The sequence below is a fragment of the Pelosinus fermentans JBW45 genome (genome assembly GCF_000271665.2).
Lineage (GTDB): Bacteria > Bacillota > Negativicutes > DSM-13327 > DSM-13327 > Pelosinus > Pelosinus baikalensis.
In genome coordinates this window covers 1,732,263-1,747,180 of record NZ_CP010978.1, presented here as the reverse complement: position 1 = coordinate 1,747,180, position 14,918 = coordinate 1,732,263, and the positions used below count along the sequence as shown (strand labels likewise).

The 14,918-nt window shown below is 38.3% G+C and carries 14 protein-coding genes and 4 tRNA genes; 3 read left to right on the top strand and 15 right to left on the bottom strand.

Translation table 11 applies throughout. From position 1 onward, the window contains the following. Window positions 1-249: 249 nt before the first annotated feature. The 5 genes from JBW_RS07305 to JBW_RS07285 all read right to left on the bottom strand — a co-directional run bounded on the left by JBW_RS07305 (window position 250) and on the right by JBW_RS07285 (window position 4,970). Window positions 250-324 (bottom strand) — tRNA-Arg (locus JBW_RS07305). Window positions 325-405: 81 nt separating this feature from the next. After that, window positions 406-795 carry a zinc ribbon domain-containing protein gene (locus JBW_RS07300; RefSeq protein WP_007953995.1) on the bottom strand — a complete coding sequence of 130 codons (390 nt, stop codon included), beginning with the start codon at window positions 793-795 and terminating at the stop codon, window positions 406-408. A gap of 70 nt (window positions 796-865) precedes the next feature. Further along, a complete protein-coding gene (locus tag JBW_RS07295) occupies window positions 866-2,185 on the bottom strand; it encodes an MFS transporter (RefSeq protein WP_007953998.1) in 1,320 nt (439 codons plus the stop codon). 138 nt (window positions 2,186-2,323) lie between these two features. Further along, window positions 2,324-3,106, bottom strand: coding sequence for a FadR/GntR family transcriptional regulator (locus JBW_RS07290; RefSeq protein WP_007954000.1), 783 nt, complete (start codon window positions 3,104-3,106; stop codon window positions 2,324-2,326). Window positions 3,107-3,341: 235 nt separating this feature from the next. After that, a complete protein-coding gene (locus JBW_RS07285) occupies window positions 3,342-4,970 on the bottom strand; it encodes an L-lactate permease (RefSeq protein WP_007954002.1) in 1,629 nt (542 codons plus the stop codon). A gap of 320 nt (window positions 4,971-5,290) precedes the next feature. Here JBW_RS07285 and JBW_RS07280 point away from each other — a divergent pair, with 320 nt between their 5' ends. Both JBW_RS07280 and ldhH read left to right on the top strand, forming a co-directional pair. Beyond that, window positions 5,291-5,896 (top strand): LutC/YkgG family protein, encoded by a 606-nt coding sequence (locus JBW_RS07280; RefSeq protein WP_007954004.1) that lies wholly within the window; start codon window positions 5,291-5,293, stop codon window positions 5,894-5,896. Between the two features lie 4 nt (window positions 5,897-5,900). Beyond that, window positions 5,901-8,069: an L-lactate dehydrogenase (quinone) large subunit LdhH gene (gene ldhH / locus JBW_RS07275; protein ID WP_007954006.1), complete on the top strand. Its 2,169-nt coding sequence runs from the start codon at window positions 5,901-5,903 to the stop codon at window positions 8,067-8,069. A 187-nt stretch (window positions 8,070-8,256) separates the two neighbouring features. Here ldhH and JBW_RS07270 read toward each other — a convergent pair whose 3' ends face one another. From JBW_RS07270 to dcuC, 7 genes are all read right to left on the bottom strand, one after another. After that, on the bottom strand, window positions 8,257-8,775 hold the full coding sequence (locus tag JBW_RS07270; RefSeq protein WP_007954008.1) for a transcription repressor NadR: 519 nt from the start codon (window positions 8,773-8,775) through the stop codon (window positions 8,257-8,259). A 229-nt stretch (window positions 8,776-9,004) separates the two neighbouring features. Continuing rightward, window positions 9,005-9,080 (bottom strand) — tRNA-Val (locus tag JBW_RS07265). Between the two features lie 11 nt (window positions 9,081-9,091). Beyond that, window positions 9,092-9,166, bottom strand: a tRNA-Glu gene (locus tag JBW_RS07260). Window positions 9,167-9,171: 5 nt separating this feature from the next. Further along, a tRNA-Asn gene (locus JBW_RS07255) sits at window positions 9,172-9,247 on the bottom strand. Between the two features lie 94 nt (window positions 9,248-9,341). Further along, window positions 9,342-10,175 (bottom strand): polyamine aminopropyltransferase, encoded by an 834-nt coding sequence (gene speE, locus JBW_RS07250; protein ID WP_007954009.1) that lies wholly within the window; start codon window positions 10,173-10,175, stop codon window positions 9,342-9,344. A gap of 282 nt (window positions 10,176-10,457) precedes the next feature. After that, window positions 10,458-10,739 (bottom strand): hypothetical protein, encoded by a 282-nt coding sequence (locus JBW_RS07245; RefSeq protein ID WP_007954010.1) that lies wholly within the window; start codon window positions 10,737-10,739, stop codon window positions 10,458-10,460. Between the two features lie 230 nt (window positions 10,740-10,969). Then, window positions 10,970-12,337 carry a C4-dicarboxylate transporter DcuC gene (dcuC, locus tag JBW_RS07240; protein ID WP_007954011.1) on the bottom strand — a complete coding sequence of 456 codons (1,368 nt, stop codon included), beginning with the start codon at window positions 12,335-12,337 and terminating at the stop codon, window positions 10,970-10,972. A gap of 274 nt (window positions 12,338-12,611) precedes the next feature. On the opposite strand from dcuC, the gene JBW_RS07235 reads away from it, so the two are divergent. Then, on the top strand, window positions 12,612-12,842 hold the full coding sequence (locus JBW_RS07235) for a hypothetical protein (protein ID WP_007954012.1): 231 nt from the start codon (window positions 12,612-12,614) through the stop codon (window positions 12,840-12,842). A 64-nt stretch (window positions 12,843-12,906) separates the two neighbouring features. Here JBW_RS07235 and JBW_RS07230 read toward each other — a convergent pair whose 3' ends face one another. The 3 genes from JBW_RS07230 to JBW_RS07220 all read right to left on the bottom strand — a co-directional run bounded on the left by JBW_RS07230 (window position 12,907) and on the right by JBW_RS07220 (window position 14,915). Continuing rightward, window positions 12,907-13,398 (bottom strand): 8-oxo-dGTP diphosphatase, encoded by a 492-nt coding sequence (locus JBW_RS07230; protein ID WP_007954013.1) that lies wholly within the window; start codon window positions 13,396-13,398, stop codon window positions 12,907-12,909. A gap of 165 nt (window positions 13,399-13,563) precedes the next feature. Continuing rightward, complete coding sequence (locus tag JBW_RS07225) at window positions 13,564-14,091, bottom strand: arsinothricin resistance N-acetyltransferase ArsN1 family A (protein WP_007954014.1); 528 nt, start codon at window positions 14,089-14,091, stop codon at window positions 13,564-13,566. Window positions 14,092-14,132: 41 nt separating this feature from the next. Beyond that, on the bottom strand, window positions 14,133-14,915 hold the full coding sequence (locus JBW_RS07220; RefSeq protein WP_007954015.1) for an HD domain-containing protein: 783 nt from the start codon (window positions 14,913-14,915) through the stop codon (window positions 14,133-14,135). Between the last annotated feature and the right edge of the window lie 3 nt (window positions 14,916-14,918).

The following is a 14,918-nucleotide window of genomic DNA, read 5'->3' as shown; positions in this document are numbered from 1 at the left end:
GTTTGCCTTTGGTGGTTGCTCAAGCCAGCCATAGTTAGGCTTCTTAATACTATGAGAAACTCTCGAATATCCCTGTGGTGACTTCAGTGAGGTCTAAAATATTCTTTTTGCGTGTCCTAAATCCATCCTATTCACTCCTCCTATATTCTACGAGGAGAACAAAAATAAACCCTAGAGTTGTCTAGAGTTTTACGCATGGGAATTAGTTTTATGCTCTTAAAATGTCGCTATATCCCTTGAGGATACTTATGGTGCGCCCGGCAGGAATCGAACCTGCGCACATGGCTTCGGAGGCCAATGCTCTATCCCCTGAGCTACGGGCGCACATTAATGAGTTTAAACCACAAAACTTATTATATCATAAAACTAATACCCTGTCTAATCAATTGTCGATGTAAGCTATCATCATTTATAATCGATGTGAGCCTGACAATAAGGGCAAACTTTAGATTCCCGCTCTATCTCATTCCCACAAGACTGACATTTTAACTGCAAAGTATGCTTACAATAAGGACATACTAAAAAACTTTCCTGGACCTTACTGCCACACATAGGACAAGGGGTCGTCTCTTCTACCACAGTTGCTTCTACATCAATAATATCTGGATCGGCGTTCCGCTGCCTGTCTATGTTGGGTTTACGACCAAGTAACAAATATAAGGGGACAATTACAATCGGCATCGGAATACTAGCTACAGCCCATAATAGCGAGGTAAAAAAAGGCTGTCCTAGTTTTTTTGCATCATTATATATAAAATACGCAGCTATTAACCCAATCAACATATTAATTCCCATATCAAAACCACCTTACCCTAATGATACGTTATTATAGCATCAAAAACAGCAGGTAGGCAACAACTAAGACTTAGCTGCTAATTTCTTGCAAAGACTTGCCTTTTGTCTCTTCTCCTAAAAACCAAACGATAACTGCTACTCCTAACATCACAATGGTAAACATCATAAACACCTTACTAAAGCCGTCATTCCCAGATATCATATAACCGACAACCGTAGGTGCCAAAATGCCGCCAATGCGACCTACAGCAGCTGCCCAACCAGACCCATAAGCACGAACTTTAGTAGGATACAACTCTGGAGTATAGGTATATACGACTCCCCATGCTCCTAAATTGAAAAATGACATCATACTGCCCCACCATAATACAGTAGCTGCATTTCCTCCCTGTCCAAAGAAATAAGCACATACAGCACAAGCCGCTAAAAAACCGGATAAAGTAGCTTTGCGCCCTATACGATCTACGAGATAGGCTGCAGCAAAATATCCTGGCAATTGGGCTAATGTCATAACTAGAACATATTCAAAAGTTTTAATAACAGTATAGCCCTGCCCTACCATTAATGAAGGCAGCCAAGTAAATATTCCATAATAGGAATACACAATGCCAAACCATAATATCCACAACATAATTGTCCTTTTAATAAACTGCGCTTTCCAGAGATCTGCAAAAACAGCTGGTGTTATATCTTTATTCTCTGGCGCAATTATACTGGCAGCAGGCTTTATTCCTGCATACTCTTCCAGTTTACTAACTAGATCATGAGCCTCCTTAACTTTTCCCTTGCCTAGCAAATAAGGAATTGACTCTGGTACTGACTTCCAAACCTTAAAAACATATAAAGCAGGTAATGCACCAATAAAAAAAGCGATATTCCACCCATAGCTAGGAATGACCAGATAAGAGATTAAAGCTGCAACTAACCAACCGATCCCCCAAAAGCTTTCTAATAATACTACAAAACGTCCTCTAGCTGTAGGCGGCGCATATTCACTTACTAGGGTAACTGCTACTGGAAGTTGCCCACCTAAGCCGAAGCCTACCAAAAACCGAAACAATAATAAGGATTCAAAGTTCCATGCCAATCCACACAAGCCTGTAGCTACACTATACATAACAAGAGTAGCTGAAAATACTTTCTTACGACCAAAACGATCTGCCATAGACCCAGATAATACAGCTCCTAATGCCATCCCCACCAAGCCAATACTGCCGATATATCCAACTTGAGTACTAGTCAGCCCCCATACTTTTGCAAGCGTAGGAAGAACAAAAGCAATAATGCCTGTGTCCATGGCATCAAACATCCATCCCAGTCCCGTAATTACTAATAAACGATAATGAAATTTTGTCACAGGCACATTTTCTAATCGAGTAATAATATCCATAAAGCCCTCCAAAGTAATAACATCTGTCTTGTCATATGTATGTATTATAGCGCTTCTCTCTCTTGATGACAATAGTTAGTTTGCTAGAAATCCCTATTCAGCATACATGTTTTTATCTAAAAAAAGCTCTCCAACCTTTTAGGATGGAAAGCCAAAATCTGCTTTTATATTATTGTGTACAAAGCTCTTTTCATTCTTAGTTAAGGATGTTATTCCACCTCGTTTGAGCTGAATTAATGATTCTTCTACCATCGTTATATGTTTTCCCATTGTTTTTCGAGCCTGACTAGGTTTTTTCTGTTCAATTGCATGAAAAATGGAACAATGTGAATCATACAAAACATTCTGCATATTTTCTTCCATAAAAATTTTTTGTCTGGAGAATCGATAGGTACTATTCATTAGATCAGAAACAGCCCCCATTAATTTAATCATAATAGGATTATGGGCGGCTTTCAGTATAGCAAAATGAAAATCTGCATCTGCCTTGTCACCCACTTCTCCATCATTCACTTCATCTACCATGCGATGCAGGGCAGCACGCATCTCTTCTATATCTTCTGGTGTAGCACGAGCAGCGGCTAACGCGGCAATTTCAACTTCTAAAGTTTTTCTTACTTCCAATAAATTCATTGCATCATCAACGTTTACATGTAATAAAAAAGATAATGGTTCAAGCATTCCTTCAAAAGACACCTGACGTACAAAACTGCCTTCTCCTGGACGTATCGTTATAATCCCCATTATTTCTAGTGCGCTGAATGCTTCTCGTATAGAAGCGCGACTAACATTTAGTTTCTCTGATAATTCACGTTCCGATAATAATTTGTCACCTGGCTGCAATTCCCCGATAACAATAAGCTGCTTAATTTGTTCAATTACTTCTTCATATACTTTTTTTGTTTTAACTGGCTTAAACATATAATCCTCCATCTTCCCTTAATCATTGCAGAGATCTATAAATGTCAGTGATAAGGATGTACGATCTATCAGTTAAATACATGGCGGGCTGCATAGTTTGCCGCCCGCCATGTACTAGATAAGTGTTAGTAACGATGATTATCTATTACATCACTTATAATCATATTTCTTTCATGATATACTATTTTCTTTCATAAGTCTAGACCCTAGTATAACATCATTTACCCGGGAATCCCTATGGGATCATCCATTGCAACCAGTAAGCTTGCACATAGGTCATAATACCAACGATAACAGCCAGTACTAGAGAATGTTTTACCGTAAAGCCAAACAAATCTCCTTCTTTACCAACTAATCCAGTAGCTGCAGTAGCTACTGCAATACTTTGTGGTGAAATCATCTTACCACAAACACCACCTGAGGAGTTTGCAGCAACTGTTAAAATAGGATCAACACCAACTTGTGTTCCTGTAACAGCCTGCAAGTTGCCAAATAACGCATTTGCAGAAGTATCGGAACCAGTTAAGAATACACCCAACCATCCTAAAAATGGGGAGAAGAATGGGAAGAAAGAACCTGTACCTGCAAGGAATAAGCCAAGAGTTGAGCTCATACCGGAATAATTCATAATATAAGCCAAACCAAGAACACAAGGAATCGTAATCAAAGGTTTTGTTAATTGTTTTAGTGTCTTTGTGAAAATGGAAATGAATCTTCCAGGTCCAACGCCTAATACTGCTGCTGTAATGATTGCTGCAATAAACAAAGCCGTACCTGCTGCACTAAGCCAGTTAAGTTTATAAAGAGCTGCCATCGCAGTTGGCACTTTAGCGATTGGAGCCACCTGCATAACGACTTTATCCAAACCTGGTACTAAGAATTTCAGCGTAACAGCATCCAAAACCGCTACTACCGGTTTTAAGCCCCACAAGATAACCATTACAGGCAAGATAATGAATGGGGACCATGCTTTCATTACTTTACCGAAAGTTAATGCTGCACGATTTGCAACAAGAGTAGGTGCTGGTTCATTAGCAAAGCGCCAAATGCTTTTTGGTTTCCAATATTTTAAGAAGATCGTTAAAGAGATAATACAAGCAAGTGAAGATAAAATATCGGGAAGTTCTGGTCCAATATAGTTGGAAGAAAACCATTGTACACCAGCGAAAGAGATCCCTGCGACTAAACATGCAGGCAATACTTCTTTTGCAGCTTTCCAGCCTGACATTAATACAACTAACCAGATAGGAATAATAATGGATAAGAAAGGTAATTGTCTACCAACCATGGCACTAATTTTCATAGTATCGAGTCCAGTTACTTGTCCAGCGACAATAATAGGAATACCAATACCACCAAAGGCCACAGGAGCTGTATTAGCGATCAGGCATAATCCAGCTGCATATAGAGGATTAAAACCAAGACCCACTAACATACCAGCGGAAATCGCAACTGGAGTACCAAAACCTGCTGCTCCTTCCAAGAAAGCACCGAAACCAAAAGCTATTAAAAGTGCTTGTAAACGACGGTCATCGGTAATCGTCGCAATTGAGTCTTTTACAATTTCAAATTGTCCTGTTTCTACTGTCATGTTGTAGATGAAAATAGCGGTAAGAACAATCCAAAAAATTGGGAATACCCCATATAAAGCACCCATAGCTGTCGCAGTAACTGCGATTCCTGCAGGCATTTGATATACAAAAATTGCTACTAACACTGCTGATGCTGCAGCAAGTGCACCTGCTATTTGTCCTGGTGTACGACGAATGGCTAAAAGATAGAAAATTACAATAATAGGAATTGCTGCGAAAAGGGATGATAACGCCAAATTGTTCATTGGATCATAAACTTGAGTCCATGTCATTAAATAAACACCTCTTTTTTTATGTTTTTCCATTATTTTAAATCGTATTAGTCCTAATCACTGGTATAATCTTCTTCTCACCTCTCTTTGATCAACCAGTATTTTAGCCATCTTCACTGGACTAGTGGTCTGACCATAGATATAATATTTCAACAGACTCAGCTAAATTCCTGCCTATATATTTAAAAAATTCAAATAAATAAAATTTTATGTTTTTTCACGCATTTAAGAAGGATTTTATATATTGAAGTTAGAATATACTGGTCAGACCACTATCCCGAATTTATAATTTATTTTATTAAAAAGCGAGGACGTGACTTATGAAAAAAGTAAGTAATAATTGGAAGCAAGCTTTCCCACCCGAAAGCGTCGGAACCGAATTTTTCGAGGAATTTGCAATGCGTGCCCAAAATGTTGCAGCTAAGGTATTTAGAGTAAAAACAGCAGCAGAAGCCCAGTCAGTAATTGTCGAAATCATAAAATCCTGCGATGCCAAAAAAGTGGTAGCCACTCCTGAAGTAGTATCCCCGTTAGAACTCCCTACTATACTAAAATCCATGAATTTAAATTTATATACTGAGCAATCAGATATTCGAACTCATGCCGATACATCAGATGTAGGTATTGCCTGTGTGGAGTTTGGCATTGCCGAAACGGGTAGTGTCTGTGAAGACAGCCTTGCCATTGAACAGCGTCTCATTACAACTCTCCCTCCCATATCGATTGTTGTAATGAATAGTGCAAATGTGGTACCCACCATAGCAGCAGCCTTTGAAACGATTTCCAAGGTATTTGATCACGGTTACATCAGCTTCATCACTGGCCCTAGCCGTACATCAGACATTGAGAGAGTATTAACTATCGGTGTACACGGACCTAGCCAACTAGTAATTATTGCTATTGATGAAGAAATAAGGGAGGTATGAAATAATGTCTAGCAATCGTAATCTAAAACAAGAAATTAACGAGAAATTAATGGATGAGACCTTGCGCGGTTCTTTAAATCGATTTGCAGAAGCATATCCAATTGCTCGCGCTAAGGCTTATGAAAATGTTGATGACATCGATTCCTTACGTAACTCTGTAAGAGATATGAAAATAGCTACCGTAGAAAACTTGGAGAAAATTGCTGATCAATTCGAAGAACAAGTAACCAAAAGAGGCGGAAAAGTGTTTCGCGCCAAAGATGGAGATGCTTTAAAAGAATATCTCTTTAATCTGTGCAAGGAAAAAGGCGTTAAACGAATTGCGAAATCCAAATCTATGGCTACCGAAGAAATTCATCTGAATCACTTTTTAGAAGAAAAAGGGTTACATGTTAAAGAAACAGATTTAGGGGAGTGGATTATTTCTATTGCTGGACACAAACCATCTCACATGGTTATGCCTGCCATTCACCTTGATCGAAATCAGGTTGCAAAATATTTTTCTCAAGAACTAAATAAAGACATTGAACCTGATATTGCTTACATGGTACAAGAGGCCAGAATCGCCTTAAGGGATGAATTCCTGCAAGCAGATATGGGTATTACGGGTGCCAATTTCGGTATTGCAGAAAACGGTGCTACCGGACTGGTAACCAATGAAGGAAATGCCCGCTTAGTAGCAACTCTACCACCAATTCAGGTCGTCATTATTGGTTATGAAAAATTGATTCCTACCATTAAAGATGCCGTGCCGATTTTAAGAACCTTGCCAAGGAATGCAACCGGTCAGCTTATGACCAGTTATATGAGTATGATTTCTGGTGCTGCTCCTGCCTTAGTAAAAAAAGATGGTCAATGGGTAGAGCAAGAAAAAGAACTTCATGTCATTCTTTTTGATAACGGACGTTTAAAAGCAGCAAAAGACGATAAACTAAAACAAATTTACCAATGCGTTCGCTGTGCTTCCTGTTTGAATGTTTGCCCAGTTTATACCTTGGTTGGCGGACATGTTTACGGCCATATTTATGCAGGTGGCATTGGTGCCATCTTAACAGCTCTCTTAAATAGTATGGACGATTTTAAACAAATTAATGAAATGTGTATTGGCTGTCGTCGTTGTACTGAAATCTGTCCTGGTAAAATTGATATTCCTGGCCTGATTGAATATCTTCGAGCTAAATCGGTTGAACAAGACGGCCTGCCTTTTGGTGTAAAAGCAGTCTTTGAAAACGTTCTTGCCAATCGAAAAGTCTTCCACAATTTACTACGTTTAGCCTCAATTGGACAAAAACCTTTTACCACTGGACGTGTTATTAGACATTTACCATTGTTCTTTGCTGGTTTAGCAGCTGATCGCAGTTTACCAGCCGTAGCAGACAAACCGTTTAGAGATCGAGTAAAAAAAGTTACTAAAAAGATAGACAAACCAGTTAAACGTGTTGCCTTCTTCAGTGGTTGTAATATCGACTTTATCTTCCCTGAAACCGGAGAATCCGTCTATAAAGTACTACAAGATCTCAATATGGAAGTTGTCTTCCCTGAAGATCAAAGTTGCTGCGGTAAGCCAGTATTAGGTATGGGCGACCATGAAACGGCTAGAAAAATTGCCAAACAAAATATTATTGCCTTTGAAGAAGCTAAAGCTGACTATATTATGTTTGCCTGCCCAACTTGCGCTGAAACTTGGCATCTTACCTATGTAGAACTGTTTAAAGATGATCCAGAGTGGAGCAAACGAGTCGAAAAACTCGTTCACAATGTACGTGAATTTACCAGCTTCGTTGCTGGTGAATATGATAAAATTGGCCGTCTAAACAAAACCACTGGCGGACAAAAAGTAACCTATCATGATTCTTGTCATATGAAACGTGGTCTTAATGTGCATACTGAACCTAGACAACTGCTAGAATCTGCACCTGGTTATGATTTCGTCGAAATGAAAGATTGCGATAAATGCTGCGGTATGGCTGGCGCATTCGGTGTGAAATATACCGAACTATCTATGCCGATCTTAAAAAAGAAAATTGATAATATTAAAGACAGCGGTGCTGAAGTAATTGCTGTAGCCTGCCCAGCCTGCATGATGCAAATTCAAGGTGGATTGGATAAACAAGCTCCTAATGTTAAAATTAAGCATGTTGCAGAAATTATTGCCGAGCAAATCAAAGACTAGTAAGATAATAAGTGGTTAAGAGCATTGCTCTTAACCACTTATTATTTTTTTGCTCTATTCGCAATGTTTTTGTAAGGAGAACCCTAACCGCAGAGACGCAGAGTGCGCTGAGGGGTATTTTATAACTCTATTCTCCATCTTTCCTCTGTGTTCTCTGCACCTCTGCGGTTCGCTTTCATATATTTTTTTAAGACAGCATTAAAATGCCTTTGCTCTTTAACTCTTCTTTGATCTTAGTCAAGACTTCTTCATTAGGTATCTCTATGGTATGTAAGTGTACACCACCAGTGATACTTGCTAATTGCTCTGCCTTGCCATCTTTTAACTTATGCAGAAATTCTCCGATTTCACGACGAGATCCTAACATTAAGTTCGCCTTTAACTCACCGTATAAGGAATGATCTACTATGACATCAAGTACCTTACCACCATTGTCTACAATAATAGATAGTTCTTCTTCTAATTCATCTTGACCGTGCTTACAAGCTAGGGTAGCTTTAATACTCTTAGAACTTTCTACCACTGGCAATAGATATCCTTGAGGCGTAGCATATATCACATTTCCTGCAGCGCGCAAAATAGCAAAATCAGTAACAATTACTTGACGGCTGACACCTAGTTCTTTCGCCAACCAAGTCCCTGTCAATGGTTGCTCTGCTGTCCTTAGTTTCTCTAACAATCGTCCTCGTCGCTCTTTTGCATCCATTACTATGCCCCCTATACTTCCTATTTAAATTAAGAAAGTTTCACAACTATCTTATATTGATATGCTTAATTGATATGCCTTTAGCAAATATAACCCTTTCACTTTCACAATTCGGTCAAAATGGAATTTTTCCTGCTCATTGTCTATCTTGATCTATATTACATAGGATGATGATAACAAAAAATGAGTATCAGAATCTTCATTCTAATACCCATTATCATCTCTAATTTGGTGGGCGATGACGGGATCGAACCGCCGACATCCTGCTTGTAAGGCAGGCGCTCTCCCAGCTGAGCTAATCGCCCGTATACTATGTTGGTGACCCGTGGGGGAATCGAACCCCCGTTATCGCCGTGAAAGGGCGGTGTCTTAACCGCTTGACCAACGGGCCACATATGGCTCCTCGAGTAGGACTCGAACCTACGACCGATCGGTTAACAGCCGATTGCTCTACCAACTGAGCTATCGAGGAATAACAACATTTATCATTATATATTATCTTAACCATAAATGCAATAGGGTAAACTAACTTTTTTTATACTATTACAAAAAAGTAGTTATCAGTCTTATTTCAATAATTCTTGCACAAAATTCGGCAGCACAAATGAACTTTTGTGAATGTCTTTATTATAATATCGAGTAGCTAGCCCTTGAAGATTTTCCATACTAGATTGAATCGGATCATATTTCTTGGAGCCTATGGTGAAGCAATGTAATCCGCTAGGGTAAGTAGGAATGTTCGCCAAATACATTTTCGTAATAGGAAATAATTGGCGAATCTCTTTATTTACATATGTAATTAACTCTTGGTGATAAAAAGGAGATTCTGTTTGCTGTACAAACAGTCCATCTTCTTTTAACGCCTTATACACATTAGTATAAAACTCAGGTTTAAACAGGCCTTTACCAGGGCCTATAGGATCGGAGCAATCTACAATGATAATATCATATTTATTTTCAGCCTGTTTCATATGAGAAATACCATCACCAATTTTAAGCTCCAATTTAGGATGCTTATGAATCATAGCTTCACTAATTTCCGGCAGAAATTTTTTACAGACATCAACCACCAAACCGTCAATTTCAACCATTTCTGCTTTCTCAACACAATCATGCCTTACAACCTCACGAATTGTACCGCCATCACCACCGCCAATGACTAGTACATTCTTAGGGTTAGGATGAGTAAATAAAGGAACGTGAACAATCATTTCATGATAAATAAATTCATCAGTCACCGATGTTTGAAACACACCATCCAGCACTAACATGCGACCGAATTGGTGAGAATCCACTACCGCGATCTCCTGAAAATCAGACTTTCCCATAAATAATGTTTCTTTTACGCGCGCTCGTAATTCTAAGTCTTTTGTTTGCGCCTCGCTAATCCATATATCCATCTTTGCTTCCCTCCAACTTTTTTATTTTATCGATGTTCTCTCTTATTCAGAGACTATATGTCCACTATTATGAATTTATTTTAATTACAGCCAGTACCATTGTGCAATATACCGCCGCCATTGCAATCATTCTAAAAGATCCCTCTTTCCCAGATTCTTCTATATTTATAAATTCTATCATAAAATAGCCTTGGGGAAAAGGTCTATTTCTTTTCCCCCATCACCTAATGCGCATCAACCCTAATTCTTGTCGGCTTATTTTTTTCGAAGAGTTGCGTTGCCTTACAAGTTACAATTAGATTTACCTGTCATATCGTCTTTTATTCCTAAATCACCTGGACAAGTCCCCTTTGGCGTATTCCAGATAGAATTAATCGCATGTGTCGCATTTAATTGAGTCATTAGCCAAATATAGGTATCACGAAACTGATATAAATCAAATTGCGTACTTTTTATTCCATTAAGAATCCAAGCTCCTAACCAAATTATAATAAAAATTGCAGTATAGGCTCCAATACACTTATTGGGGAAATAAATAACCTGTTGAATATTTCGCCACATCATATCTCACCCTCCACAAGTAAAATTATCTGCTAATAAATAGTCTTTTCCTTATCCTATTCTGCACAAGTAAAAGAGTTATCGCTCAAATACGATAAAGTAAATCTGCCTCTGTGCTCTTTGCGCATCTCTGTATCCTTTGTGTTTAACGTTCCCCTAAACTTGTAAATTCTATAAAAAAGGCCCTCTCATTTTATCCCAGAGACAAAATGAGAGGGTTTCTTATATGCTAATTATCGATAGAAGTAAATAAAGGTAGCAGCCACATTCACAATAAGGGCACCAATCATGGGAATAGATGTACGTTTTACTACATCAATTGGCGATACATTTGCAATACCTGAAACGACTACAATTACCGCAGTAATTGGTGACATACTGCGGGCAATACTTGCAGCAAAATGCATTGGCAATAGCATCAGGACAGGAGCAATATCCATCTTAGCGGCTACAACGGGAGTTAAAGCTACAAAAGCAAAGAATGGCGCATTGCCTGACCCCATGACTACAGATGATACCGCAATAATCGATACCATGACAATAATCATACCAGCTCCACCAAAACCTGCTGATTGAGCAGAACTAATAATCGATTCAATGGCTCCCACTGATTTTAACCCCTGAGCAAAGGTTTCCCCTGCTACGATCAAGGTAACTACAGCAGCAAACTGAATGCCCATACCGTCAAAAAAAACTTGCAGATCAGCAAAGACTTTTTTAATATCTCTTTTACGAAGAAACTCAAAAATCATAGATACAAATAAACTAATAAACATCGCATTTACAATATCCATTTTAATTCCTTTAATGCCAATATCACTAAAGGCTAAAATCAGTACTAAAGGCACGACAGGCAACAAGGCAAAAATCCCTGGAGGAAGCTCCTCTTCTGTTTTATTCGTGACTATCTCTGCCCGCTCTACAATATGCCCTTGTTTTTTATCAAACCACTGTTGGACAAAATAATGTAATACCGCAACTACCACCATTACTGTTAAAGCAACGGGAATTTGATACTGGGTCCAATAAGTCGCAATGTCCATACCAGCAGTATTAGCTGACAAGACACTGCCAGGATCTCCAGGGCTCCAATCCAAGCACAAAGTAGTACCAATAACAGCCGTAGCAGCTAGTCGGCTGACGCCAAGGCGTACTAAAATAGGAAACATAGTAACCATAAGCAGCATGCCTAAACCAGAGGCACTGTTAATAAACAAGCCTAATACCTGACCAACTAAATAACACGCAGCCAACATTACATAGGGAGCATGAAGTTTTTGCAATGGCTTTATGGCAATATTCACTAAAGCCTTACTAGCTCCAATATGATCCATATATCGAGCAAAACCTCCCACTGCCATAATACTAAGACCAAGACCAGCGGCTCTGCCACTCAACGTCTTTTTGATAAATTCAAACAAATCAAACCAAACGATTCCCGTACTCTCCTTAACTGGCAAAATCGTTCCCAAACCAAAAATAACAGCACATGACATAAGAATAAGACCACCAAAAACTAAAACAGCTTGTGTCTTGTATTGCTTTAAAATCATGTAGACAACCATTGACGTAACAATAAGTGCTAATAGTATTCCTAACATCTTTATTCCTTCCTCCTATATATCCCTTTCCTCTTTACCATCTGAAGACAAACTCGTTTTCCTCACAGTAAATGTATTTAAAATACATTATATATAGTTCTATAAATCTTTGTTTTCTCCTGCAGGTGGACATTGTATTCATAATTAAATTTATTATATATTTAGAAAATTCAATAATTTTAATTATAAGTTACATTTCTCAATATCTAGTTACTTTTACTTGGTGAATATTATATAATCAATGAAGCACTATAAATTATATTATGAGGTACTTATGAGTAAAATGACAATAGCACATCTTAAGACAGGCATTATTTTTGGTGATACTAACACCGCAGAATATGTATATTTGCCAGCCAGCGAAATTGGCATGGAAGAACCCTTATGCGTTTTTGAAACACCTAATGGACGGCAAGATCTCAATATGAAACAAGCCTTATCTTTTATATTAAAACTCAGCTTAAGACCAGTATGTCATCCTCGATTAGGACGTAGTTCTTTTTAGCTTGATTAGAGTAAAGCCTTTCCTATATTCTGCAGCATAGGAAAGGCTTTACTTCTTAGTCTTGCTATAAGAAATTGACTTCAGCCACATCTTCATTATTTTCGGCAAAAATTATCGTGCCCTCTATGGTCTTTCCTGCCAAGACTGTAGGCAGCCAATAGATGTCATCCTGCCACATTGCATCATAAGGGATATCGGGTTGTGAAAACCATTGAGGCTTCATTTCTTCCGTTTCTACTGGTTTCCCCTGCCAGGTATGCACTAGAAAGATATGTACATCATGCCGCAGCTGAGGGCTTGCAGGAAAAATGAAATCCAGTTTACCTGCGTACTCCAACTGCCTCTCCTCCACCTGTATACCACTTTCTTCTTCCAGCTCCCGTACAGTTGCTTGCAATACTGTTTCACCTTCTTTAATTTTACCACCAAAACCATTATATTTTCCTTGACCAAAGCCTGTTTTTTTCATCCCAAGCAGAATTTTATCTCTTTTAAGCAAAAAGCAGAGTGTAGTTGTATACATTTTCTCATCTTCTTTCTTTAAAGTGCCGGTCATATCCTCTTATCATCCCATAGCTAAGCTTGCATAGCAAGAAAAGTATTACCGGGAAATACCCGCATCCTCTGACAGTAACAATTTATATTCAAGTTTTTGTTAATGTATCGTATAAGCACAATAAAAAACAACAGTCTATAAAGACAGTTGTGAAATTACCAATATTTATTCTAATAAAAATTTTTCCATAACGTGTACATCAATCCATTTTCCATCTAACATTCCTTGTTTTACGTAAGTACCAACCTTTGTAAAACCAAGAGAGTGATAGAGTTTATGTCCTGTACAATTAACAGCCAACGTAGTCAGCACGATCTTATAAAATTCTTCCTCTTTCGCCACTTGGATTAAGGCCAATAATAAATGTTTGCCAAGCCCCTTATTCCGTTTTTCTCTTTTAATATAAATGGATAAATCAGCAACACCCCGATAACATTCTCTGGCATTAAAAAGATTGAGTGAAGCCCAGCCTTCTATCTTATTCTCTGTATCTTCTATTACTAATACTTTATGCCTAGAACTCCTGCTTCTCAGCCATTCTGCCATTTCTTCGACACTTTTTGTATTTGTTTCTAATGTAGCAATTCGATCTTGTATGCCTTGATTGTAGATTTCCGTAATTTGCTCAATATCACTTAGAGAAGCAATCCGAATAAAAAACGTACCTTCAGGCAATTCTAAAGTCTCCTGCATATTCCCCTCACTCCCACTTCTTAATCCTTGGGTTCCCATTGCTACTCTGAAATAGCATGGTCTCTGGCATACTGCCATAAACACTGATGCACACGAGCAATCTCCTTTCGAGCAGGCAGGGTAGCAATCAGCTTATCAATGTACCCTTGCTCTACTATATAAGAAAAAGAATAGGAAAAGTAGATATCATATATCCAAGACAAACGAAAAAGCATTAAATCATTTCCGCTCTTAATGTCTGGATACTCCACTAATTTCCCCTGTAATATATCCTCAACAATCTTTGCTGAATACGCATTAGTATTTTCTAACTCTAGGGGCAGAGGGATTTTATTATCCTTATCTTTCGTGATTAACATGGAAAAGATGTCTATCTTATCTGCATCTCGAATAATCTTTGCAAGAGTTAGCCACTCTTCACTTTCATCCATTGGTAACTGACGCCGATTATGGTATAACACAGCATTTTTTATAATCTTCTGTTCTTGATCATTTAGTCCAGCAGCTTGCAAACTGCCCGATTCCTGCAATACTTCCAATCCTAATTGAGCATGATTCACAGACAACGCATCATTAAAGGTTTTATACGTCTGATATTGCTGAAACCTTCCAATATCATGAAGTAAAGCAGCAATTTTGATGTGCTGCATCTGTTCAAAAGTACAAGTTAACCATGTACCAATTCTCACTGCATTTTCCAGCACTCGCCTTGTATGCTCTTCCTTCAATCGAATGTGAAATTGCAGCTGTTCATCAGTAGAATAAAAATCCTGAACATAACCATGAAACCAGTTTTTAAGAAATAAAAAAGCATGTTCCTTCATAGG

Bases quoted from the DNA above. Each gene is read 5' to 3' on its own strand.
- speE (WP_007954009.1), bottom strand. From the start codon at position 10,175: ATGGATATATGGATTAGCGAGGCGCAAACAAAAGACTTAGAATTACGA.
- ldhH (WP_007954006.1), top strand. From the start codon at position 5,901: ATGTCTAGCAATCGTAATCTAAAACAAGAAATTAACGAGAAATTAATG.
- JBW_RS07300 (WP_007953995.1), bottom strand. From the start codon at position 795: ATGGGAATTAATATGTTGATTGGGTTAATAGCTGCGTATTTTATATAT.
- JBW_RS07230 (WP_007954013.1), bottom strand. From the start codon at position 13,398: ATGACCGGCACTTTAAAGAAAGAAGATGAGAAAATGTATACAACTACA.
- JBW_RS07270 (WP_007954008.1), bottom strand. From the start codon at position 8,775: ATGGATGCAAAAGAGCGACGAGGACGATTGTTAGAGAAACTAAGGACA.
- JBW_RS07290 (WP_007954000.1), bottom strand. From the start codon at position 3,106: ATGTTTAAGCCAGTTAAAACAAAAAAAGTATATGAAGAAGTAATTGAA.
- JBW_RS07280 (WP_007954004.1), top strand. From the start codon at position 5,291: ATGAAAAAAGTAAGTAATAATTGGAAGCAAGCTTTCCCACCCGAAAGC.
- JBW_RS07220 (WP_007954015.1), bottom strand. From the start codon at position 14,915: ATGAAGGAACATGCTTTTTTATTTCTTAAAAACTGGTTTCATGGTTAT.
- JBW_RS07235 (WP_007954012.1), top strand. From the start codon at position 12,612: ATGAGTAAAATGACAATAGCACATCTTAAGACAGGCATTATTTTTGGT.
- JBW_RS07285 (WP_007954002.1), bottom strand. From the start codon at position 4,970: ATGACATGGACTCAAGTTTATGATCCAATGAACAATTTGGCGTTATCA.
- JBW_RS07245 (WP_007954010.1), bottom strand. From the start codon at position 10,739: ATGATGTGGCGAAATATTCAACAGGTTATTTATTTCCCCAATAAGTGT.
- JBW_RS07225 (WP_007954014.1), bottom strand. From the start codon at position 14,091: ATGCAGGAGACTTTAGAATTGCCTGAAGGTACGTTTTTTATTCGGATT.
- JBW_RS07295 (WP_007953998.1), bottom strand. From the start codon at position 2,185: ATGGATATTATTACTCGATTAGAAAATGTGCCTGTGACAAAATTTCAT.
- dcuC (WP_007954011.1), bottom strand. From the start codon at position 12,337: ATGTTAGGAATACTATTAGCACTTATTGTTACGTCAATGGTTGTCTAC.